At 72.4% G+C, this 22,673-nt stretch carries 22 protein-coding genes; 18 read left to right on the top strand and 4 right to left on the bottom strand.

Features of this window, described 5'->3' with window-relative positions:
- The first annotated feature begins 219 nt into the window (after positions 1-219).
- Positions 220-636: a VOC family protein gene (locus tag ACIP4Z_RS26765; RefSeq protein WP_391048703.1), complete on the top strand. Its 417-nt coding sequence runs from the start codon at positions 220-222 to the stop codon at positions 634-636.
- Here the strand turns inward: ACIP4Z_RS26765 and ACIP4Z_RS26760 are convergent.
- Positions 611-1,303, bottom strand: a complete 693-nt coding sequence (locus ACIP4Z_RS26760) for a helix-turn-helix domain-containing protein (RefSeq protein ID WP_401312217.1) — start codon at positions 1,301-1,303, stop codon at positions 611-613. The two genes, ACIP4Z_RS26765 and ACIP4Z_RS26760, sit on opposite strands and share 26 nt — an antisense overlap.
- Before the next feature lie 54 nt (positions 1,304-1,357).
- Positions 1,358-2,605, bottom strand: a complete 1,248-nt coding sequence (locus tag ACIP4Z_RS26755) for a YihY/virulence factor BrkB family protein (RefSeq protein WP_401312214.1) — start codon at positions 2,603-2,605, stop codon at positions 1,358-1,360.
- 18 nt (positions 2,606-2,623) lie between these two features.
- Here ACIP4Z_RS26755 and ACIP4Z_RS26750 point away from each other — a divergent pair, with 18 nt between their 5' ends.
- The 16 genes from ACIP4Z_RS26750 to ACIP4Z_RS26675 all read left to right on the top strand — a co-directional run bounded on the left by ACIP4Z_RS26750 (position 2,624) and on the right by ACIP4Z_RS26675 (position 20,301).
- Positions 2,624-4,261, top strand: coding sequence for an acyl-CoA dehydrogenase family protein (locus ACIP4Z_RS26750; RefSeq protein WP_355338747.1), 1,638 nt, complete (start codon positions 2,624-2,626; stop codon positions 4,259-4,261).
- Between the two features lie 383 nt (positions 4,262-4,644).
- The gene (locus ACIP4Z_RS26745) at positions 4,645-5,922 is read left to right on the top strand and encodes a GAF domain-containing protein (protein ID WP_391163898.1); all 1,278 of its coding nucleotides are present in this window, start codon (positions 4,645-4,647) and stop codon (positions 5,920-5,922) included.
- A 229-nt stretch (positions 5,923-6,151) separates the two neighbouring features.
- Positions 6,152-6,703 (top strand): GNAT family N-acetyltransferase, encoded by a 552-nt coding sequence (locus ACIP4Z_RS26740; protein WP_355338744.1) that lies wholly within the window; start codon positions 6,152-6,154, stop codon positions 6,701-6,703.
- 127 nt (positions 6,704-6,830) lie between these two features.
- On the top strand, positions 6,831-6,914 hold the full coding sequence (locus tag ACIP4Z_RS26735) for a putative leader peptide (protein WP_355338823.1): 84 nt from the start codon (positions 6,831-6,833) through the stop codon (positions 6,912-6,914).
- A gap of 155 nt (positions 6,915-7,069) precedes the next feature.
- Positions 7,070-8,794: a nitrite/sulfite reductase gene (locus tag ACIP4Z_RS26730; protein WP_391048716.1), complete on the top strand. Its 1,725-nt coding sequence runs from the start codon at positions 7,070-7,072 to the stop codon at positions 8,792-8,794.
- The gene (locus ACIP4Z_RS26725; protein ID WP_355338738.1) at positions 8,791-8,970 is read left to right on the top strand and encodes a hypothetical protein; all 180 of its coding nucleotides are present in this window, start codon (positions 8,791-8,793) and stop codon (positions 8,968-8,970) included. The genes ACIP4Z_RS26730 and ACIP4Z_RS26725 overlap by 4 nt, the downstream gene beginning before the upstream one ends.
- Positions 8,967-9,671: a phosphoadenylyl-sulfate reductase gene (locus tag ACIP4Z_RS26720; protein WP_355338735.1), complete on the top strand. Its 705-nt coding sequence runs from the start codon at positions 8,967-8,969 to the stop codon at positions 9,669-9,671. The genes ACIP4Z_RS26725 and ACIP4Z_RS26720 overlap by 4 nt, the downstream gene beginning before the upstream one ends.
- A gap of 95 nt (positions 9,672-9,766) precedes the next feature.
- Positions 9,767-10,306 (top strand): adenylyl-sulfate kinase, encoded by a 540-nt coding sequence (cysC, locus tag ACIP4Z_RS26715; RefSeq protein WP_355338820.1) that lies wholly within the window; start codon positions 9,767-9,769, stop codon positions 10,304-10,306.
- Complete coding sequence (gene cysD / locus ACIP4Z_RS26710) at positions 10,303-11,238, top strand: sulfate adenylyltransferase subunit CysD (RefSeq protein ID WP_401312206.1); 936 nt, start codon at positions 10,303-10,305, stop codon at positions 11,236-11,238. The genes cysC and cysD overlap by 4 nt, the downstream gene beginning before the upstream one ends.
- 2 nt (positions 11,239-11,240) lie before the next feature.
- Entirely contained in the window at positions 11,241-12,605 is a 1,365-nt protein-coding gene (locus ACIP4Z_RS26705; RefSeq protein ID WP_401312203.1) for a sulfate adenylyltransferase subunit 1, read from the top strand.
- A 261-nt stretch (positions 12,606-12,866) separates the two neighbouring features.
- Positions 12,867-14,012 carry an aliphatic sulfonate ABC transporter substrate-binding protein gene (locus ACIP4Z_RS26700; RefSeq protein WP_355338726.1) on the top strand — a complete coding sequence of 382 codons (1,146 nt, stop codon included), beginning with the start codon at positions 12,867-12,869 and terminating at the stop codon, positions 14,010-14,012.
- 73 nt (positions 14,013-14,085) lie between these two features.
- Positions 14,086-14,889 (top strand): ATP-binding cassette domain-containing protein, encoded by an 804-nt coding sequence (locus ACIP4Z_RS26695; protein WP_391048725.1) that lies wholly within the window; start codon positions 14,086-14,088, stop codon positions 14,887-14,889.
- Entirely contained in the window at positions 14,876-15,811 is a 936-nt protein-coding gene (locus ACIP4Z_RS26690) for an ABC transporter permease (protein ID WP_355338720.1), read from the top strand. The genes ACIP4Z_RS26695 and ACIP4Z_RS26690 overlap by 14 nt, the downstream gene beginning before the upstream one ends.
- Positions 15,811-16,563, top strand: coding sequence for a sirohydrochlorin chelatase (locus ACIP4Z_RS26685; RefSeq protein ID WP_355338717.1), 753 nt, complete (start codon positions 15,811-15,813; stop codon positions 16,561-16,563). Before ACIP4Z_RS26690 ends, ACIP4Z_RS26685 begins: the two co-directional genes overlap by 1 nt.
- 212 nt (positions 16,564-16,775) lie before the next feature.
- Complete coding sequence (locus ACIP4Z_RS26680) at positions 16,776-19,025, top strand: MMPL family transporter (RefSeq protein WP_401312259.1); 2,250 nt, start codon at positions 16,776-16,778, stop codon at positions 19,023-19,025.
- 253 nt (positions 19,026-19,278) lie between these two features.
- On the top strand, positions 19,279-20,301 hold the full coding sequence (locus tag ACIP4Z_RS26675; protein WP_355338814.1) for a sigma-70 family RNA polymerase sigma factor: 1,023 nt from the start codon (positions 19,279-19,281) through the stop codon (positions 20,299-20,301).
- On the opposite strand, the gene ACIP4Z_RS26670 is transcribed toward ACIP4Z_RS26675, so the two are convergent.
- Positions 20,260-20,481, bottom strand: coding sequence for an STAS domain-containing protein (locus ACIP4Z_RS26670; RefSeq protein ID WP_188280389.1), 222 nt, complete (start codon positions 20,479-20,481; stop codon positions 20,260-20,262). The genes ACIP4Z_RS26675 and ACIP4Z_RS26670 overlap by 42 nt on opposite strands.
- A 342-nt stretch (positions 20,482-20,823) precedes the next feature.
- On the opposite strand from ACIP4Z_RS26670, the gene ACIP4Z_RS26665 reads away from it, so the two are divergent.
- Positions 20,824-21,690, top strand: a complete 867-nt coding sequence (locus ACIP4Z_RS26665) for an aminoglycoside phosphotransferase family protein (protein WP_401312198.1) — start codon at positions 20,824-20,826, stop codon at positions 21,688-21,690.
- A 172-nt stretch (positions 21,691-21,862) separates the two neighbouring features.
- Here ACIP4Z_RS26665 and ACIP4Z_RS26660 read toward each other — a convergent pair whose 3' ends face one another.
- Complete coding sequence (locus tag ACIP4Z_RS26660) at positions 21,863-22,573, bottom strand: exonuclease domain-containing protein (RefSeq protein WP_391048729.1); 711 nt, start codon at positions 22,571-22,573, stop codon at positions 21,863-21,865.
- Positions 22,574-22,673: the final 100 nt, after the last annotated feature.

The following is a 22,673-nucleotide window of genomic DNA, read 5'->3' as shown; positions in this document are numbered from 1 at the left end:
TCGGGCCCCGTCCGACCCCATCGGCCTCATCCGACCCCATCGGCCTTCATCAGTCCCCATCGGCCTCATCGCATCCTTCGGACCGCGTCGCCCGCGGAGCACGGTGCGCGACCGCGGCGACGCTCACAACCCCGGTGGGGGCCGGGGGGTCGCAGGTCGGGTGCCGGGTGTCCGTTTCGTTCAAGACACCCGGCGCCCGGCCCGCCTAGCGTGACCGGCATGAACGCACCCCTCACGCCCCGTATCGATCTGATCGGCCTCGTCGTCGCGGACATGGCCGCCTCGCTCGCCTTCTACCGGCGCCTGGGCATCGAGCTGCCCGCGGCGGCGGACGCGGAGCCGCACGTCGAGGTCACGCTCCCCGGCGGTCTGCGGCTGGCCTGGGACACCGTGGAGACCGTCCGCTCCTTCGACCCCGACTGGTCGCCCGCCACCGGCTCCCGGATGTCGCTGGCCTTCGACTGCGGCGCCCCCGAGGGCGTGGACGCGGCCTACGCCGAGCTGACCGAGGCCGGGCACACGGGCCACCTCAAGCCGTGGGACGCCTTCTGGGGCCAGCGCTACGCGGCCGTGTACGACCCGGACGGCAACACCGTCGACCTCTTCGCCGCTATGCCGGAGCCGTCGGCTGGATGAGCCGCCCGAGCGGCACGCCCGCGAGCGACTTGACCTCGCGCGCGAGATGGGCCTGGTCGGCGTAGCCCGCGACCGCCGCGACCTGCGCGAACGCGGTGCCCCCGCGGGCCAGCTCCAGCGCCCTTTGCAGCCGCAGCACCCGGCCGAGCGTCTTGGGCCCGTAGCCGAACGCGGCCTCGCAGCGGCGGCGCAACTGCCGCTCCCCCAGGCCCGTCCCGGCCGCGATCGCGCCCACCGGGCGGCCCGCGGCCAGCGCCCTGGCGACGCCGCCCGGGAGGGGATCGACGGGCCCGGCCGCGCCGAGCCGCGTCACCGCCCAGGCGTCGAGGACGGCGGCGGCGTCCCGGCCGCCCAGCCGGTCTGCCAGCCGTCCGGCGCGCGCCGCGGGCCACAGCGCGTCCAGCGGCACCCTGCGGTCGCGCAGCTCGCGGGCCGGCACTCCCAGCACCAGCGGGCCGAGCCCCGGCGCGAACCGCAGCCCCGCGTACGAGCCGCCCGGCGCGTCGTCGGCGACGAACGCGCGGGTGTCGGGGCCCGCGACCAGCAGGCCGCCGTCGTACCAGATCAGGTCCATGCAGCCGTCGGGCAGCACGCGGTAGGACCCGCCGCCGTTCTCACGGGTCCACACGGTGACGCCCGGCACCGCGGCGGCACGTTCCTCGTACATGCCTCCATGGTGCACCGCGACCCGGCCGCCGGTCCCGCCGAGCCGAGCCGCGCGTCACAGCTCCGGCGGGAAGGGCGGCATCGGCGGCGGGGGCGCGGCGGGCGGCGGAGGCGCGGGCCGGGAGGCCGAGCGGTGCGGGGCCGAGTGCCGGGCGGGCGGGGTCGCCGGAGCCATCGGCGGTACGTCGGGGCGGCGGCGCAGCCGGGACCGCACATCGGCGTGCGGCAGGAATTCCGCCCACCGCTCGGGGTATTCGGCGGGCGGGTCGTCGTCGGGGTCGCCGTCCTCGTCCCCGGCGTACGCGGCCCTGCGGGCGGCGGCCTGCGCGACGACCTCGGCCGCCGCGGCCTCCCGCAGCCTGGCGTTCTCCTCGCGGGCCGCGGCGGTGGCCAGCGACGGCCACACCCGGTCCACGGCCGCGTTGACGGCGGCGCCGACCAGGACGGCGAAGGCGGACACGCCGATCCACAGCAGGACGGCGACCGGTGCGGCCAGCGAGCCGTAGATCGTCGGTCCCTCGACGGTGTGGGTGAGGTAGATCCGCAGGACGAAGCTGCCGACCACCCACATCAGCAGCGCGATCAGCGCGCCGGGCACGTCCTCGTACCAGGCGGAGCGCACCGGCACCGACACGTGGTAGAGCGTGGTGAGGAAGGCGATCGTGGCGAGCAGGACGGCGGGCCAGTACAGCACCGCGACCGCGCCCTCGCCGCCCGGCAGCACGTCGACCACCGCGTCGGGTCCCGCGACGACCAGCGGCAGGACGGCGGCGCCCAGTATCAGCGCGACGACGTACAGCACCAGCGACATCAGCCGGGTCTTGACGATGCCGCGGCGGCCCTCCAGGCCGTACATGATGGTGATGGTGTCCACGAAGACGTTGACCGCGCGGGAGCCCGACCACAGGGCGATCAGGAAGCCGAGCGAGATCAGGTCCGGGCGGCGACCGTGGAAGACGTCGTCGACCAGGGGTTTGACGAGCTGGTTGACGCCCTTGTCGGAGAGCACGGTGGAGGACGCCGTGAGGATGTTGTGCCGGATGTGGTCGATGGTGTCGAGGCCGATGACGGTGTCGACGTAGCCGAGGGCGCCGACCAGGCCGAGCAGCAGCGGCGGCAGCGACAGCAGGACGAAGAAGGCCGCCTCGGCGGCGAGGCCGGTCACCCGGTACTCCATGCAGGAGTTGACGGTGTCCTTCAGCAGCAGCCAAGCGACCTTGCGCTTGGAGACGTTGCGGTACACCACCCGAGCCCGGCGCCACCTGCTCGGGCGACGATGGCCTCTTTCTTCGGCTGCTTGCACCCCCTTACGTTAGCTGCCATGAGCACCCTCACTCACACGGTGACCAATCAGGCTCCGCCGCTGGTCGGCCATGACGTGTACAGCACCGACAGCGCCCTCGTGGAGGCCGTGGCCCGCCACGCCGATCCGGCCGGGCTCACGGAGATCACGGACGAGTTGAGCGAGCTGGGCAAGGCCGCGGGATCGGCCCAGGCACAGCGCTGGGGTGAGGAGGCGAACACGTACTCGCCCGTGCTGCGCACCCACGACCGCTACGGCAACCGGATCGACGAGGTGGACTTCCACCCCTCGTACCACCGGTTGCTCGGGCACGCGGTCACCGCCGGTCTCACCGACGCCTGGTCGCGGCCCGACGGGCACCTCAGGCGGGCCGCCGGGTTCCTGGTCTGGTCGCAGGTCGACGCCGGGCACGGCTGTCCGGTGTCGATGACGCACGCGGCGGTGCCCGCGCTGCGCACCGACCCGGCGCTGGCCGCCGAGTGGGAGCCGCGGCTCGGGTCGCGGGTCTACGATCCGCAACTGGTCGCGGCCGGCGAGAAGCCGGGCGCGCTGTTCGGAATGGGCATGACGGAGAAGCAGGGCGGCTCCGACGTACGGGCCAACACCACGCACGCCGAGCCGCTGGCGGAGGACGGCGCGTACGCGCTGACCGGGCACAAGTGGTTCTGCTCCGCGCCGATGTCGGACGGCTTCCTCGTCCTGGCGCAGGCGCCGGGAGGGCTGACCTGTTTCCTGCTGCCGCGCGTGCTGCCGGACGGCACCCGCAACGTCTTCGCGATCCAGCGGCTGAAGGACAAGCTCGGCAACCGCTCCAACGCCTCCTCCGAGGTGGAGTTCAGCGGTACGTGGGCGCGGCGGGTCGGCGACGAGGGGCGCGGGGTGGCCACCATCATCGAGATGGTCGCGGCGACCCGTCTCGACTGCGCGCTGGGCTCGGCCGCCCTCATGCGGCAGGCGGTGGCGCAGGCCGTGCACCACGCCACGTACCGCAGCGCCTTCGGCGGGCCGCTGGCCGACAAGCCGCTGATGCGCAACGTGCTGGCGGACCTCGCGCTGGAGTCGGAGGCCGCGACGACCACGGCGCTGCGGCTGGCGGCGGCCTGCGACGCGGACACCGAGCAGGAGCGGCACTTCCGGCGGCTGGCGGTGGCCGTCACCAAGTTCTGGGTCACCAAGCGCTGTCCGGTCGTCGCGGCCGAGGCGCTGGAGTGCCTGGGCGGCAACGGCTACGTGGAGGAGTCCGGCATGCCGCGGATCTTCCGCGAGTCGCCGCTGAACTCGGTGTGGGAGGGCTCGGGGAACGTCCAGGCCCTCGACGTGCTGCGCGTCCTCCAGCGGGAGCCGTTGGCCCTCAACGCCTTCCTGGCCGAGCTGGGGCTGGCCCGCGGGGCCGACCACCGCCTCGACGGCGCCGTCAAGGACCTCCTCGGCGAACTCGCCGACCTCGACGGAGTCGAGACCCGCGCCCGCCGCATCGTCGAGCGCATGGCGCTGGTCCTCCAGGGCACCCTCCTGGTCCGCTTCGCGCCCCCCGAGGTCGCCGACGCCTTCTGCGCCTCCCGCCTCGGCCACGACTGGGGCGCCACCTTCGGCACCCTCCCCCACACCCTGGACCTGTCCTCGATCGTCGACCGCGCCCGCCCGGTCCAGTCCTAGGGCGCGTCCGCGAAGTCCCGTCGCGGCGGAACGGAAAACGGCGCGGCAGCGGCTGTCCCTCCGCTCGCCCCCCGAAGGGGGAGCAGAAAGGTTTCCGCCGCCGCGCCCACGGAGGGTGGCGCCGCGCCGACTCGGCACCACCCCCGGTCTGTTGGGCCGTCAGGCCGACCGTCCCGGCAGCGCGGGCGGGGGGCTGCCGCGCGCCGGTGACGCCGCGTCACTCTCCGTCGAAGTCGCGTACGCTCGCAATGGTTGCAGCCCGTTGCACATGTCGTCAGGCCGTGTGGGGACCTCCGGCGGAGGGGAGGGAAATCGCGACGGCCGGGCCCGTACGGCGGCACCATGGGCAGTGGAAGACGGAGAGCACGCAGGGCGGGGGCGACGTGACACACTTTCCGATCCAGGTCGGCCGGAGGGACGCGATGGACGCCCGCGCGTCCGCGCACCTGCTGGCCTCGGTCCGGGAAGCCACTCTTGCGGGTGATGTGCCGCCGAAGCCGCCGCGGCCGGTGATCGGCGAGTCATGGACACGCGCCCTGAGCCGGGGCCTGGACCCGGACACCGGTCGCAACGACGGGCTGCTGGGCACCGACGAGCTGGAGTACCGGCGGCAGTCCACCCCGCTCGGCGCTCTGCTGCCGCTGCTGCGCGACGGTCTGCACGCGGTCGCGGACGTGGCCGGGCACATCATGATCGTCACCGACCCGGAGGGCCGGGTGCTGTGGCGCGACGGCAGCCTCGCGTCCCGCAAGTCCCTCGCCGACCGGCTGGGCTTCGCCGAGGGCGCGAGCTGGGCCGAGGACGCGGTCGGCACGAACGCGATCGGTACGGCGCTGGTGACCGGCACCCCCCTCCAGGTGCACTCCGCCGAGCACTACGTGCGCAATCTGCACGGCTGGACCTGCGCCGCGGCCCCGCTGCACGATCCGCGCGACGGACGGCTGCTGGGCGTGGTGAACGTGACCGGTCCCGCCTCCACCGCACACCCGGCGAATCTGTCGCTGGTCTCCGCGGTGGCCAGGGTCGCCGAGGGCGAACTGCGGGCCAGGCACTGGGCGGCGGTCGAGCGGCTGCGGTCGGTGGCCGCGCCGCTGCTGGCCCGGATGGAGGGCCAGGCACTGGCCGTCGACCCCAACGGCTGGGTGGCCGCGGTGGCCGGGATGGCGCCGCCGGACCGGCTGCAACTGCCCGCGGCCGTCAGCGCCGGGCAGATGTGGCTGCCCTCGCTCGGCCTGTGCTCGGTGGAGCCGCTGCCGGGCGGCTGGCTGGTACGGCTGGGCAGCCGCGAGCGGGCGTCGGGCGCGAGCCAGGTGGTGCTGGACGTGAGCCGTCCGCGCAACTGGATGGTGACGGTGAGCGGCGCGGCCGGGAGCTGGGCGCAGCAGCTCAGTCCGCGCCACGCGGAGCTGCTGTTCGTGCTCGCGGTGCACCGCGGCGGCAGGACCGCGGCCGAGCTGGCGGCCGATCTGTTCGGCGATCCGAGCCGTACGGTGACGGTGCGCGCGGAGCTGTCCCGGCTGCGGCGGAATCTGGCGGGCGTGCTGGCGCACCGGCCGTACCGCTTCGCCGACGGGGTGAATGTCGAACTCATCCGTCCGCACCACCCGTTGGACCTCCTCCCGCACTCGCTCGCGCCCGCGGTGCTGGCCGCGCGCCGCTGACCGTACGGCCGCCGGGCGCGACCGGTCACCGTACGTGTCCGGCCGCATTCGCGTGATGACCATCGAAACGAGTCGGCGGCGCGGCCGTCAAGAGGACGTGTCCGCGCCGTGGGGGCGCGCGGAGCGCGGTACGGGCGCGGGCCGGGGGCGAGATCCGGCCACCGGGTGCCCGGTCGCGGCGTCCGGGGCGGGCCCGGGGCGCCGGGCCGCACCGCCTAGGGTGGGCCGCATGAGTACGCCCGTGACCACCTGGTCCCTCGAACTGACCTCGCCCGACGAGCTGCGGGCCGCGGCCGTGCCGCCCGAGGCGTCGGGTGTCCGGATCGTGCGGTCGCAGGTCCCGTCGGCCGAATTCGGGCGCTTTCTGTATACGGCGGTCGGCGCGGACTGCGCGTGGCGGGACCGGCTGCCGTGGCCGCCGGAGCAGTGGCGGGCGCATCTGGCGCGGCCCGGCACCGAGGTGTGGGTGGCGTACGAACACGGCACCCCCGCGGGTTATGTGGAGCTGGGGGCGCAGGACGCGGGCGTGGTGGAGATCGTCTACTTCGGGCTGCTGCCGGACTCCAGGGGCCGCGGTCTCGGCGGCCATCTGCTGTCCTTCGGCACCGAGCGGGCCTGGGACCTGGGCGACCGCTGGGAGGGAAGGGAACCGACCGAGCGGGTGTGGGTGCACACCTGCTCGCTGGACGGGCCGTACGCGCTGGACAACTACCGGCGGCGCGGCTTCCGGGTGTTCGACACGACGGTCGCCGCTTCCCCGTCCACTCCGCCGGGCGCGTGACCGTCCGCGCGCCGGTCGCGCCGGGCGGGGCGTGACCGACGCCACAGTTTCTCACCTGGTGAGATTATCTGGTCCACATAATGGATGGCGGTGGACTCTCCGGAGACCCGCATGCCACGCTTTCGTCATGTCACGCACTGGAATCGCCTTGGTAGGTCGGCCGCACGTCGACTTCTGCCGCGTGTCCAGCGCCATCTGTCCGGCGGTCTGACCGACTTAGCTCCGCTCCCCGCCATCCCCGTCGTCGTGGATGCCCGGGAGTCCCCGGCCGCCCCGCTGTGTTTCACAGCCCTGCGTTTTCCCAGGCCATAGGGTGCTCCCGCGCGTAATCGACCGTATTCGAGCCTGCCCGAAGGACGCATCGCCATGGCTTCCACCCCTGACCTGCCCCAGACTCCGGCCGGAGACGCCGCCGCCGGGGCTGCCGCGTCGCGCCGCAAGGCCGGACGGCACCGCGGTGAGGGCCAGTGGGCCATGGGGCACTTCACGCCGCTCAACGGCAACGAGCAGACCAAGAAGGACGACGACGGTCTCAATGTGCGGACACGCATTGAGACGATCTACTCCAAGGCCGGATTCCAGTCCATCGACGGCGCCGACCTGCGCGGCCGGATGCGCTGGTACGGGCTGTACACGCAGCGCCGCCCCGGGATCGACGGCGGCAGGACCGCCATCCTGGAGCCGGAGGAGCTGGACGACGAGTTCTTCATGATGCGGGTCAGGATCGACGGCGGCCGGCTGACCGTGGCCCAGCTCCGGGTGATCGGCGAGATCTCGCAGGAGTTCGCCCGCGGCACCGCCGACCTCACCGACCGGCAGAACATCCAGTACCACTGGATCCGGATCGAGGACGTACCGGAGATCTGGCGCCGCCTGGAGGCGGTCGGCCTGTCCACCATGGAAGCGTGCGGCGACACGCCCCGCGTCATCCTCGGCTCGCCCGTCGCGGGCATCGCCGAGGACGAGATCATCGACGGCACCACCGCGATCGACGAGATCCACGACCGCTACATCGGCAGCAAGGAATTCTCCAACCTGCCGCGGAAGTTCAAGACCGCGGTCTCCGGCTCGCCGCTGCTGGACGTGGCGCACGAGATCAACGACATCGCCTTCGTCGGCGTCCGGCACCCCGAACACGGCCCCGGCTTCGACCTGTGGGTCGGCGGCGGGCTGTCCACCAACCCCAAGCTCGGTGTGCGGCTGGGCGCCTGGGTGCCGCTGGACGAGGTGCCCGAGGTGTGGGCGGGCGTCATCGGCATCTTCCGCGACTACGGCTACCGGCGGCTGCGCGCCCGCGCCCGGCTGAAGTTCCTGGTCGCCGACTGGGGTCCGGAGAAGTTCCGCCAGGTGCTCCAGGACGACTACCTCAAGCGCGAGCTGACCGACGGTCCGGCGCCCGACCAGCCGGTGCGGCAGTGGCGCGACCACATCGGCGTGCACCGGCAGCAGGACGGCCGCTTCTACGTCGGCTTCGCCTCGCGGGTCGGCCGGATCGACGGCGCGACGCTGACGAAGATCTCCGAACTGGCCGCCGAGCACGGCTCCGACCGGCTGCGGACCACCGTCGACCAGAAGATGCTCGTCCTGGACGTCGAGGAGTCCCGGGTCGAGTCACTGGTCGCGGGTCTGGAGTCGCTGGACCTCCAGGCCACGCCGTCGCCCTTCCGGCGCGGCACCATGGCCTGCACCGGAATCGAGTTCTGCAAACTCGCCATCGTGGAGACCAAGGCGCGCGGCGCCTCGCTCATCGACGAACTGGAGCGGCGGCTGCCGGACTTCGACGAGCCGGTCACCATCAACATCAACGGCTGCCCCAACTCCTGCGCCCGTATCCAGGTCGCGGACATCGGTCTCAAGGGACAGCTCGTCACCGACGCCGACGGCGAGCAGGTCGAGGGCTTCCAGGTGCACCTGGGCGGCAGCCTCGGCCTGGAGGCGGGCTTCGGCCGCAAGGTCCGCGGTCTGAAGGTCACTTCGGCGGAGCTGCCGGACTACGTGGAGCGGGTGCTGACCCGCTTCCAGGCCGGTCGCACCGACGGCGAGCGCTTCGCGCAGTGGGCGGCGCGCGCCTCCGCTGAGGAGCTGTCATGAGCGAGCGGGCCGCGCCGTTCTACTGCCCCTACTGCGGGGACGAGGACCTGCGTCCGTCCGAGGAAGGCCACGGCGCGTGGGAATGCCACGCCTGCAATCGCGCATTCACGCTGAAGTTCCTCGGGCTGCTGTCCAGGGGAACGACCGCCAACTCCCCGCATGGAGGCGCCTCGTGACCACCGCACAGCACACCGCCGAGGACTTGCGCACCCTGGCCGAGCAGGCGGGCCGCGACCTGGAGGAGGCGTCCGCGCTCGACGTGCTGCGCTGGGCCGCCGACACCTTCGGGCCGCGGTTCTGCGTCACGTCCTCGATGGAGGACGCCGTGGTCGCGCACCTCGCCTCGCGGGCGCTGCCCGGCGTGGACGTGGTCTTCCTCGACACCGGCTACCACTTCCCCGAGACCATCGGCACGCGGGACGCGGTCGCGGCCGTGATGGACGTCAACGTCATCACGATCAGCCCGCGGCAGACCGTCGCCGAACAGGACGCCGAGTACGGGCCGAAGCTGCACGACCGCGACCCCGACCGGTGCTGCGCGCTGCGCAAGGTCGCTCCGCTGGAGGAGGGCCTGCGCGGCTACGAGGCGTGGGCGACGGGCCTGCGCCGCGACGAGTCGCCGACCCGGGCCAACACCCCGGTGGTGTCCTGGGACGCCAAGCGGCGGAAGGTCAAGATCGCGCCGATCGCCCGCTGGACGCAGGACGACGTGGAGGCGTACGTCGCCGAGCACGGGGTCCTCACCAACCCGCTGCTGACGGACGGTTACGCCTCGGTGGGCTGCGCGCCGTGCACCCGCCGGGTGCTGGAGGGCGAGGACGCCCGCGCCGGCCGCTGGGCGGGCCTGGGCAAGACCGAGTGCGGGATCCACCTGTGACGGCCGGTCGGACGGGGACCGGTGCCACGAAGGCCGGCCCCGCGCGGACCGGCGCGGTGACAACCGAGGCAGTGACGACCAGTCAGGAGTTGGGGATGACCACCGGCGCCACCGTCTGGCTCACCGGTCTGCCGAGCGCGGGCAAGACCACCATCGCCCACGCACTCGCCGAGCGGCTGCGCGCGCAGGGCCGCCGGGTCGAGGTGCTCGACGGCGACGAGATCCGCGAATTCCTCTCCGCGGGCCTCGGCTTCAGCCGCGAGGACCGGCACACCAATGTGCAGCGCATCGGCTTCGTCGCCGAACTCCTCGCCTCGCACGGCGTGTTGGCGCTCGTCCCGGTCATCGCGCCGTACGCCGACAGCCGCGAGGCCGTCCGCAAGCGCCACCAGCAGCAGGGCACCGGCTATGTCGAGGTGCATGTCGCGACACCGGTCGAGGTCTGCTCGGTGCGTGACGTCAAGGGCCTGTACGCCAAGCAGGCCGCGGGTGAACTGACCGGCCTGACCGGCGTGGACGACCCGTACGAGATCCCGGCCGACCCCGATCTGCGGATCGAGACCCAGGGCCGCACGGTCGAGGAGTCGGCTTCCGTACTGCACGCGCTGCTTGTCGAGAAGGGGCTCACCATATGACCGCCGCCGTCGCGCACTCCGGAAACACGGACAGCCCGTACGCCCTCTCGCACCTGGACGCGCTGGAGTCCGAGGCCGTGCACATCTTCCGGGAGGTGGCGGGCGAGTTCGAGCGGCCGGTGATCCTCTTCTCCGGCGGCAAGGACTCGATCGTCATGCTGCACCTGGCGCTGAAGGCGTTCGCGCCCGCGGCGGTGCCGTTCTCGCTGCTGCACGTGGACACCGGGCACAACTTCCCCGAGGTGCTGGAGTTCCGGGACCGTACGGTCGCCGAGCACGGCCTTCGGCTGCATGTCGCGATGGTGCAGGAGTACATCGACGACGGGCGGCTGCGCGAGCGCCCCGACGGCACCCGCAACCCGCTCCAGACGGTGCCGCTGACCGAGGCCATCAGGGAGCACCGCTTCGACGCGGTGTTCGGCGGCGGTCGGCGCGACGAGGAGAAGGCGCGGGCCAAGGAGCGGGTGTTCTCGCTGCGCGACGAGTTCTCGCAGTGGAATCCGCGCCGCCAGCGCCCCGAGCTGTGGCAGCTCTACAACGGCAAGCACGCGCCGGGCGAGCACGTACGGGTCTTCCCGCTGTCCAACTGGACCGAGCTGGACGTGTGGCAGTACATCGCTCGCGAGAAGATCGCGCTGCCCGAGATCTACTTCGCGCACGAGCGCGAGGTGTTCAACCGGTCGGGGATGTGGCTGACCGCGGGCGAGTGGGGCGGCCCGAAGGCCGGTGAGCCGGTGGAGACCCGCCAGGTGCGCTACCGCACGGTCGGCGACATGTCCTGCACGGGCGCCGTCGACTCCGCCGCCACCACGCTCGACGCGGTGATCACCGAGATCGCCGCCTCCCGGCTGACCGAGCGGGGCGCGACCCGCGCCGACGACAAGATGTCGGAAGCCGCGATGGAAGACCGCAAGCGCGAGGGGTACTTCTAACCATGACCGCCACCACGGGTCCCACCAACCCCCTCACCGCCGAGCAGTTGTCGGCCACCACGCTGCTGCGCTTCGCCACCGCGGGCTCCGTCGACGACGGCAAGTCCACGCTGGTGGGGCGGCTGCTGCACGACTCCAAGTCGGTGCTCACCGACCAACTGGAGGCGGTCGAGCGGGCGTCGCTCGGCCGGGGCCAGGAGGCCCCGGACCTGGCGCTGCTCACCGACGGCCTGCGGGCCGAGCGCGAGCAGGGCATCACCATCGACGTCGCCTACCGCTACTTCGCCACCGCGCGGCGGCGGTTCATCCTCGCCGACACCCCGGGCCATGTGCAGTACACCCGCAACATGGTCACCGGCGCCTCGACGGCGGAGCTGGCCGTGGTGCTGGTCGACGCCCGCAACGGCGTGATCGAGCAGACCCGGCGGCACGCGGCCGTCGCGGCCCTGCTGCGTGTCCCGCACGTGGTGCTCGCGGTCAACAAGATGGACCTGGTGGACTACGCGGAGCCCGTGTTCGCCGCCATCGCCGAGGAGTTCACCTCCTACGCGGCCTCGCTGGGCGTCCCGGAGATCACCGCGATCCCGATCTCCGCGCTGGCCGGTGACAATGTCGTCGAGCCGTCCGCGCACATGGACTGGTACGGCGGCCCGACCGTCCTGGAGCACCTGGAGACGGTCCCGGTCAGCCACGACCTGACCGGCTGCCCTGCGCGGTTCCCCGTGCAGTACGTGATCAGGCCGCAGACCGCGGAGCACCCGGACTACCGCGGGTACGCGGGCCAGATCGTCTCGGGGCTGCTGCGCGTCGGCGACGCGGTGACGGTGCTGCCGTCGGGCCGTACCACCACGATCTCCGGGATCGACGCGCTCGGTGAGGCCGTCGACACCGCGTGGGCGCCGCAGTCGGTGACGGTGCTGCTCGCCGACGACCTGGACATCTCGCGCGGCGACATGATCGCGCCGACCGCGACGGCGCCCGCGATCACCCAGGACATCAGGGCCACGGTGTGCCATCTGCACGAGCGTCCGCTGCGGATCGGGGACCGCGTGCTGCTCAAGCACACCACCCGGACGGTGAAGGCGATCGTCAAGGGCCTGCCGTACCGGATCGACCTCTCGCACGGTCTCGCGCACGACAACGAGCCCGCCGAGCTGGAGGTCAACGACATCGGAGCGGTGCTGCTGCGCACCGCGGAGCCGCTGCCGGTGGACGCGTACGCGGACTCCCGGCTGACCGGTTCCTTCCTGCTGATCGACCCGGCGGACGGTACGACGCTGACCGCGGGCATGGCGGGCGAGGCGTTCGCGGAGAAGACGGATCCGGCCGCGGGTGGCGCGGCCGACGACGAGGGTTGGGACTTCTGACGATGACTCAGGATGCCTTCTCGGGTTTCGCGAAGGAGGGCGGCCGCGTCGGCAGCGGCTCGCTCGGCGCGGGTACGGGCGGGGTCGCACGATGTGTGGGCTGACGCGCCCGGCCGCGGACCACGGGCACGCCGTGACCGCCGCCGTACCCCAGCGCCGCGCACAGCGGCCCCCGTTGCACCGCTTTCGAAGACCTGACGAACTTCCGGCCGCGCCCTGACCACGAGCGCGACACGCCGGGCCTTACGAGAGGACACCCACGTGTCTGCCCAGTCCCGTCCCGTATCCCGCGCCCTCCGCCGCCGCAGACTCACCGCCGCGGCCGCCGCCCTGCCGATCCTGTTCGGCGCTCTCGCCGCCTGCGGCTACGGCTCCAACGACGACAAGTCGAGTGACGCGACGACCGCGCCGGCCGCCAGTGCCGGTGCCGACGCGAAGAAGCTCTCCGCCGACCAGGTCAAGATCGGCTACTTCCCGAACCTGACGCACGCCACCCCGCTGGTCGGCCTCAAGGAAGGCATCTTCCAGAAGGAACTGGGCGCCACCACGGTCAAGGAACTGACCTTCAACGCGGGCCCCGAGGAGATTGAGGCGCTCAACGCCGGTTCCATCGACATCGGCTGGATCGGCCCCTCCCCCGCGATCAACGGCTACACCAAGTCGAACGGCGCCAGCCTGAAGATCATCTCGGGTTCGGCGTCCGGCGGTGTGAAGCTCGTCGTCAACCCCGACAAGATCAAGACGCTGGACGACGTCAAGGGCAAGAAGATCGCCACCCCGCAGCTCGGCAACACCCAGGACGTGGCGCTGCTGAACTGGATCAAGACCAAGGGCTGGAAGGTCGACGCGCAGAGCGGCAAGGGCGATGTGTCGGTGGTCCGCACCGACAACAAGATCACCCCCGACGCGTACAAGCAGGGCTCCATCGACGGCGCGTGGGTGCCGGAGCCCACCGCGTCGAAGCTGGTCGCCGAGGGCGCGAAGGTGCTGCTGGACGAGAGCACGCTGTGGCCCGACAACAAGTTCGTGATCACCAATGTGATCGTGTCGCAGAAGTTCCTCAAGGCGCACCCGGACGTGGTCGAGGCGGTGCTGCGCGGTTCGGTGAACACCAACGCGTGGATCGCGGCCAACCCCGACAAGGCCAAGGCGGACGCGAACGAGCAGCTCAAGAAGCTGACGCAGAAGGCGCTCCCGGCCAACGTCCTCGACCCGGCCTGGAAGTCCATCCAGGTGCTGGACGACCCGCTGGCGAAGACCGCGGGCGAGGAGGCGCAGCACGCCGTGGACGCCGGTCTGCTCAAGGCGCCGAAGCTCAACGGGCTGTACGACCTGACGCTGCTCAACAAGGTGCTCACGGCGGACGGCAAGCCGACGGTGGACGCCGCGGGGCTCGGCGCTCAGTAGCCCCGCCCGCGACACCCGCCCCCCGACGACCCGTAGCGGCGTCAACCGCACCCGCCCCGTAGGACCCCAGGAGGTGACACCCATGGCCGACACCCTCACCAGTGCCGACGCGCAGACCGCGGAGCCCGAGGCGTACGCCGCGCGGCTCGACCATGTGTCGAAGGCGTTCGGCAGGCCCGGCGCCCGGCAACTCGTGCTGGACGACATCACGCTCGACGTGCGGCCCGGTGAGTTCGTCTGCCTCCTGGGGGCCTCGGGGTGCGGCAAGTCCACCCTGCTCAATCTGGTCGCCGGACTCGACAAGCCGTCCGCGGGCGCCATCGCGGCGCCCGGCGGGCGGCCCGCCCTGATGTTCCAGGAACACGCGCTGTTCCCGTGGCTGACGGCGGGCAAGAACATCGAACTGGCCCTGCGGCTGCGGGGCGTGCCCCGTGAGGAGCGCCGCCCCGAGGCCGAGCGGCTGCTGGACCTCGTACGGCTCGGCGGCGCGTACGGCAAGCGGGTGCACGAGCTGTCCGGCGGTATGCGGCAGCGCGTGGCACTGGCCCGCGCGCTCGCCCAGGACAGCCAACTGCTGCTGATGGACGAGCCGTTCGCGGCGCTGGACGCCATCACCCGCGATGTGCTGCACGACGAGCTGACCCGGATCTGGTCCGAGACCGACCTGTCGGTGCTGTTCGTGACGCACAACGTCCGGGAGGCGGTACGGCTCGCCGAGCGGGTCGTGCTGATGTCGTCGCGGCCGGGGCGGATCGCCCGTGAGTGGACCATCGACATCCCGCAGCCGCGCCGTATCGAGGACGCGGCCGTGGCGGACCTGTCCGTCGAGATCACCGAAGAACTGCGTGGGGAGATCCGCCGCCATGGCCAGCACTGAGACGTCCGCGCAAGGCGCCGTCCCGCTCGGGAAGACGGACGGGCCGGGCGCCGCGGACCGGCACGACCTGTCAGGGCTCGAAGCGGGCCTCGACGCGCTGGAGACCGTCGAGGTCCGGCGGGCGCCCTTCTGGGAGATCCTGTTCAAGAAGGTGCTGCCGCCGGTCACCGCGATCCTGCTGGTGCTGGTGGTCTGGCAGCTCGCGGTGTGGGGCGGTTTCTCCGACCCGACGAAGCTGCCCAGCCCGCACGCCGTCGGCCAGGCGCTGTCCGAGCGGTGGAACGAGGGCGACCTGCTCTCCATCATCTGGACCAGCGTGCAGCGCGGCCTGCTCGGCTTCGTCGCCGCGCTGGCCATCGGCACCCCGCTGGGCCTGCTGGTGGCCCGTGTGCCGTTCGTCCGGGCGGCGATCGGCCCGATCCTGTCCGGGCTCCAGTCGCTGCCGTCGGTGGCGTGGGTGCCCGCCGCGGTGATCTGGCTGGGCATCAACGACTCGGCGATGTACACGGTGATCCTGCTGGGCGCGGTGCCGTCGATCGCCAACGGCCTGGTGTCCGGCATCGACCAGGTGCCGCCGCTGTACCTGCGCGCGGGCCGCACCATCGGCGCGACCGGCCTGCGCGGCGCCTGGTTCATCCTGCTGCCCGCCGCGCTGCCCGGTTACGTCGCGGGCCTCAAGCAGGGCTGGGCGTTCTCCTGGCGCTCCCTGATGGCCGCCGAACTCATCGCGTCCTCACCGGACTTGGGCGTCGGCCTCGGCCGCTACCTGGAGAACATGCGCGAGGGTTCCGACATGGCCGGGGTCTTCCTCGGCATCCTGCTGATCCTGTTCGTCGGCATCGCCATCGACCAGATCATCTTCAGCCCGCTGGAGCGCTGGGTGCTGCGCAGCCGCGGCCTGACCGCCGGGGCCCAGCAGTAGTGCGCCCCGCCGCCCGGCCCCCCTTGGTCGTCATCGCGCACGGTTCCCGCGACCCGCGGCACGCCGAGACCGTGCGCGCGCTGACCCGGCGGGTCAGGGCGGCGCGGCCGGGTCTGCGGGTCGAGACCGGCTTCCTGGACTTCTGCGCCCCCTCGGTGCCCCAGGTGCTGGAACGGCTCGCGGCCGAGGGCGTACGGGAGACCGTCGCCCTTCCGCTGCTGCTGACCCGCGCCTTCCACGCCAAGGCCGACATCCCCGCCGTACTGCGGGACGCCCCCTCCCGGCTGCGGATCACGCAGGCCGACGTGCTCGGCCCGTCGCCGCTGCTGGTCGCCACCTTGGAGCGGCGGCTGACGGAGGCCGGGCTGCGGCCGGGCGACCGCGCCTCGACCGGTGTGGTGCTGGCCTCCGCGGGCTCCACCGACCCGGAGGCCAGGGCGGTGATCGCCGACATCGCGCGGGAGTGGCGGCGCACCGGATGGCGCGCCGTGCGGCCCGCGTTCGCCTCCGCCGCCCTGCCGCGCACCGAGGACGCCGTACGCGCGCTGCGCGCCGAGGGCGTCCGCCGGATCGCCGTGGCCCCGTACGTCATCGCGCCGGGCTTCCTGCCCGACCGGATCGCCCGCGGCGCGCGGGAGGCGGGCGCCGACGTGCTCGCGCCGGTGCTCGGCGCCGCGCCGGAGCTGGCCGAACTGCTGCTGCGCCGGTACGACGAGGCGCTGCTGCCCGCGCGCCGACTGGTGTCGGTGTAAGGGCCAACTTCCCGGCCATGGTGGGGTTGTCCCCACCCCTGAGGGGGAGCCCGCCCTCCCGGAAGTCACCAGCAGGCCGGATGGGTCGGCGCCCCGCGTCCCCATAGCGTCATAGGCGTACGGAGCGGCCCCGGATCACCAGGTCAGGCCGCCACCCATGACGATCCTTCAAGGGGGACACCGTGAGTCGCTCAGGCGCACACGGCAGCAGGATGGGCATCGCGGCGGCTATGGGCGGTTGGAGCGCCCGGCACCGCTGGGCGGCGGTGGGCGGGTGGCTGCTCTTCGTCATCCTGGCGATGTTCGTCGGACAGTCGGCGGGCCGGGTCGACCTCGACCAGGACAAGTCGATGTCCGGCGAGATCAACCAGGCCGCCACGATCAAGGAGAACGCCGGGCTCAAGAGCGCGGCGGGCGAGATGGTGCTGATCCAGGCCAAGGGCTCGGGTCACGCGACCGACCCGGCCTTCCGCACCGCGGTCGCCGATGTGATGACCGCAGTCAAGGGCACGGGCAAGGTCACCGCGGTCACCTCGCCCTATGACACCAAGGCCGTCTCCGCCGACCAGCGTTCGGCGCTGGTCCGCTTCGACATGCTCGGCCTGGCGGACGACGCGCCCGACAAGGTGCAGCCGGTCATGGACGCGGTGAAGAAGGTCCAGTCGCAGCACACGGATTTGCGGATCGAGGAATTCGGCGACGCGAGCGGCGGGAAGGTGCTCAACGACGCCTTCGGCAGCGACTTCAAGACCGCCGAGTTCTCCGCCGTGCCCGTGGCACTGGGCATCCTGCTGATCGCGTTCGGCGCGCTGGTCGCGGCGCTGCTGCCGGTGGCGCTGGCGATGACGGCGTTCATGGCCGCGGGCGGTGTGGTGGCGATGGTCAGCCACATCATCCCGATGAGCGACACCGCCAACTCCGTGATGCTGCTGGTCGGCCTGGCCGTCGGCGTCGACTACTGCCTGTTCTACCTGCGCCGCGAGCGTGAGGAGCGGGCCGCGGGGCACGACGGACAGACCGCGATCAAGATCGCGGCGGCCACCTCGGGACGGGCCATCCTGATCTCCGGCATCACCGTGATCGTGGCCATGGCGGGCATGCTCTTCACCGGCATCGGTGACTTCAAGGCGATGGGCCTGGCCACGATGATCGTCGTCGCCATCGCGATGTTCGGTTCGGTCACCGTGCTGCCCGCGCTGCTGTCGCTGCTCGGCCACCGGGTCGAGAAGGGCCGCATCCCGTTCCTGAACCGCGGCCGGAAGAACACCGCCCGGCGCGCCGCCAACCCCAGCAGCCGCTTCTGGAAGACCGTCCTGGGCCCGGTGCTGAGCCACCCCAAGACCGCCACGGTAATGGCGGGCGGCGCGCTGCTGGTCATCGCGCTCCCCGCGTTCGGCATGAAGACCGCGAATCTGTCGATGCCGCAGGAACTGGGCAGCAAGCTGCCGATCATCCAGACCTACGAGCACATCAACGAGGCGTTCCCCGGCGGTCCCGACCAGGCCAACGTGGTCGTCAAGGCCGACGACATCGACGCCCCGGCGGTCAAGAAGGCCATCGCCGCCTTCCGCGCCGAGGCCGTGTCCTCGGGCGCCAGCAAGGGCCCGGTCACCCTGACCGTGCACGCCGCGCAGAACGTCGCCCAGATCGACGTACCGCTGGCCGGCGGCAGCGACCGCGCCAAGGCCCAGGACAACGTGCGGACGCTGCGCGACCACGTACGGCCCGACACCCTCGGCAAGGTCGACGGCCTCCAGGCGCCGGTGACCGGCGGGACGGCCGGGTCGATGGACTTCACGGCCAAGATCACCAGCAGTGTGCTGCCGGTCTTCGCCTTCGTGACCGTCTTCGCCTTCCTGCTGATGCTGCTGTCCTTCAGGTCGCTGACCATCGCGCTGACCTCGATCGTGCTGAATCTGCTCTCGGTGGGCGCGGCCTACGGCATCCTGTCCGCGGTCTTCCAGCACGGCTGGGGCGCGTCGCTGGTGGGCGCCACCGGTACGGGCGCGGTGGTGGCCTGGCTGCCGCTGTTCCTCTTCGTGATCCTGTTCGGGCTGAGCATGGACTACCACGTGTTCGTGGTCTCCCGGATCCGCGAGGCCAAGGTGCGCGGGATGAGCACCCGCGGCGCGATCGAGCACGGCATCACCACCACCGCGGGCGTCGTGACCAGCGCCGCCGTCATCATGGTCGCCGTGTTCGCGATCTTCGGGACGCTGTCCATGCAGAGCATGAAGCAGATGGGTGTCGGCCTGGCCTTCGCGGTGCTGATCGACGCGACCGTCATCCGCGGGGTGCTGCTCCCGGCCGTGATGAGCCTGCTCGGCGAGCGCAACTGGTACCTGCCGCGCTGGATGCACCGGCTGCCCGACATGACGCACGACGAGTCGACCCTGGCCCCGCCGCCGGTCGTCGCGCTGCCGGAGGAGCCGTACCGGGACCAGGTGCCCGACCGGGTCTGATCCCCGGCCAGGAGCCGGGGAGGACCCTGGGACCTGTTCCCGACCCGACCTGGGCCCCAGGACCTGTTCCCGGCCCGGCCCGCCTCGGCCCGGCGCGAAAATTACCTCGGAAAATTCGGATCCCGCGTTTCTCCGCAGGTCACGGAGCCCCTGTCCCGCCCGGGACGGGGGCTCCGGCGCGTTCCGGGCGGTGTTCCGGGCCCCTTTTCCGGGCTCGTTGTCAGTGGGCGGGCCTAGTGTGGAAAGCGTGACCGTGAGAGAGAGCGAAAGCGCCGGGAGCGGTACCGCCCTGGCTGCCGACGAGGTGGAGCTCCGTCTTGAGGAGCACCGGGCAGAGCTGACCGGCTACTGCTACCGCATGCTCGGCTCGGTGTTCGAGGCCGAGGACGCCGTGCAGGAGACGCTGGTCCGCGCCTGGCGCGGGCAGCGCGGCTTCGAGGGGCGGGCCTCGTTCCGCTCCTGGCTGTACCGGATCGCGACCAATGTGTGCCTGGACAGTCTCAACGCGGGCAAGCGCCGGGCCCGCCCGATGGACCTGTCCCCCGCGTCGCACGCCGACGCGACGCTGCCCGCCGCCTCCCCGGAGAGCGTCTGGATCGAGCCGGTACCCGACGTCCGCGCCCTGCCGTCCTCCGGCGACCCGGCCGATGTCGTGGTCTCCCGCGAGACGATCAAGCTGGCCTTCGTCGCCGCCCTCCAGCACCTGCCCGCCCGGCAGCGGGCCGTTCTGATCCTGCGCGAGGTGCTGGCCTGGAAGGCCAGCGAGACCGCGGAGCTGCTCGGTACGACGGTGGCGTCCGTCAACAGCGCGTTGCAGCGCGCCCGCGCCACGCTCAGCGAGGCCGGGGTGAGCACGGCGGGGACCGACTACGCCAAGGCCGCCGCCGCGCCGATGGACGAGGCGCAGGAGAAGCTGCTCGCGCGCTATGTGGACGCCTTCGAGCGCTACGACCTCGATTCGCTGACCGCCCTGCTGCACGAGGACGTCACGCTGTCCATGCCGCCGTACGCCCTGTGGCTCCAGGGTCACCAGGACATACGCGACTGGTTCCTCGGCACCGGTATCGAGTGCAAGGACTCCCGGCTGCTGCCGGTGTGGGCGAACGGATCGCCCGGCTTCGGGCAGTACCGGTCGAACGGCCCGGAGGGCGGCCACCACCCGTGGGCGCTCCAGGTGCTGGAGATCACCGACGGCCGGATCACCGGCATCAACGCGTTCCTCGACACCGCGCACCTATTCCCGCTTTTCGGCCTCCCACTCGAACTGCCCCGCTAGCCCGGCGAGTTCGAGCAATTCGCGGAGTTCCGCGGTGGCGCCGCGCAACCGCACGGTGTGCCCGGTCCTGTGCGCGGCCAGCCCCAGCCGGGCGAGCGCGCCGATGGTGCCGGGCGCGCCGCCGGGGAGCCCGGTCACGTCCACGACCAGGGGTTCCGTCGGGCCGGGTGCCGCCGTCACAGTCTTCTCCGCCTCTCCTGGACCTGGCCCTCGGACGGGCCTTCATGGATACCGACCGGCCGGGCGGCCAGGATTCATCGCTGCGCGCCCGACGTATTCGGGCGTATTCACGGCGCATTCTCAGCCGGTGACGCGCGTTCAGGGGGCGCGCGGATGCGACACTGGCCTAGTTCCGCGCCGTTGACCGATGCTGTCGGCATATGCGGTACGGAAAGCGGCACGTCGGTGGGGCGGCGCGTGACACGGCGGGGGCGTACGGGGAGGGCGCGGGCGGGCGCGGCGGTACGGGACAGTGGACGATTCGGGACTGCGGGCGATTCGGCGAAGGGTTCGGGTTTCGGCATGGCGGACACGAGGGTGTTCACGCGGGAGCGGGCGCGGGCGGTGCTGGCTGCCGCCGGGCATCACGAGGCCGAGCTGCTCGCCTTCGGCGAGAACGCGGTCTACGCCGCCGGGCGTCTGGTGATCAAGATCGGCCGCAGCGCCGATCTGCTGGAGCGGGCCCGGCGCGAGGTGCGCACCGCCGACTGGCTGGCCAAGCACGATGTGCCCGCCGTGCGCTCGGCGGAGTCCGAGGTGCGGCTGGTGGACGGCCATCCGATCACGTACTGGCAGCGGCTGCCCGAGCCGCTGCGGCCCGCGGAGCCCGCCGATGTGGCGCCGCTGCTGCTGCTCGTGCACGCGCTGCCCGAGCCGGACTTCGGGCTGCCGCCGCGTGAGCTGCTCGGCGGGGTCGAGCGCTGGCTGCGGCTGGCCGGGGACGCGATCGATCCGGCGGACGCCGCGTATCTGCGCAATCGGCGCGACGGTTTCGCGACCGCCGCGGCCGAGCTCGTACCGCACCTGGAGCGCGGGCCGATCCACGGGGACGCGCTGCCGCGCAACGTGCACATCGGGCCCGACGGGCCGGTCCTGGTCGACCTGGAGACCTTCTCCTCCGACCTGCGCGAGCACGACCTCGTCGTCCAGGCGCTCAGCCGTGACCGCTACGGGGTGCCCGCGGCGGCGTACGACGCCTTCACCGCCGCCTATGGCTGGGACGTCACCGAGTGGCCCGGCATCACCGTCCTGCGCGGTGCCCGCGAGACCGCCAGTTGCGCCTGGGTCGCCCAGCACGCCCCCGCCAGCCCGGCCGCCCTCAACGAATTCCGCCGACGTGTCGCTTCGCTGAGAGCCGCCGACCCCACCGTCCGCTGGTACTCCTTCTGACCCCGCCCCACCGCGGCGGCCTTCAAGGAAGGCACCGCCGCCTTCCCCCGCCCCATCACCCCCCGCACGGCCGCCGGTTGACCGCGACGCACAGGTGAGCCGAAGAGGGGGCGCCTCTTCGATCCGCCGCAGCGGCGGGACGCGGGACGGCGGGTGACCGGCCCCGGAGGGGTCAGGCGGCGGAGACGCGCAGCGGCCAGGCGCGGTCGATGGTGGAGGCGTCGGCGGACCCCTTGCGGCGGAGCCAGGAGGCGAAGTCCTCGGCCCAGTCGGCGTACCAGCCGCGCTGCTCGTCGTAGAGGTCCCAGAGGTCGGCGTCGGCGACCTGGGGGTAGCGGGCGGCGAGGGCGCGGGCGACGCGGACGGCGGCGAGGGCGTCGGCGCCCGCTTCGTGCGCGCCGTCGAGGACGACACCGTAGACGCCGCAGGCGGCCTCCAGGGTGCGCTTGCCGCGCCGGTACTTGTCGAGGGCGCGGTCCATCACCAGCGGGTCGAGCACGGGCCCCGGACGGGCCCCGGGAACGGCCAGCGGCGGCAGCGCGTACCGCCGCAACTCCTCGTCCAGCAGGGTGAGATCGAAGGGCGCGTTGTAGACGACGACGGGCACCCCGGCCGCCCAGTACCCCCGCAGGGCGTCGGCGATCTCGGCGACGACCTCCGGCGCCGGGCGCCCCTCGGCCGCCGCGCGGGCGGTGCTTATGCCGTGGATGGCGGTGGTCTCCTCGGGAATGGCGACGCCGGGATTGGCCAGCCACGCCCGGTGCCGTACCGGCTCCCCGTCCTTCACCTCGGTGACCGCCGCGGTCACGATCCGCGCCTGGCGCGGATCCGTCCCCGTCGTCTCCAGGTCGAACCCGACCAACAGCTCCTCATGCCATGCCATGGCGAGCATCCTTCCCACCCATTTCCCCGTAACCCCCGTGTGCCCTGCCATCATCGCGCGGACCACTGACAGCGCCGGACGGCGGGGTTCCGTTTCCCGG

The organism is Streptomyces sp. NPDC088910 (assembly GCF_044749865.1).
GTDB lineage: Bacteria > Actinomycetota > Actinomycetes > Streptomycetales > Streptomycetaceae > Actinacidiphila.
Note: the sequence above shows the minus strand (reverse complement) of the source record. Positions and strands in the feature narration are given on the sequence as shown.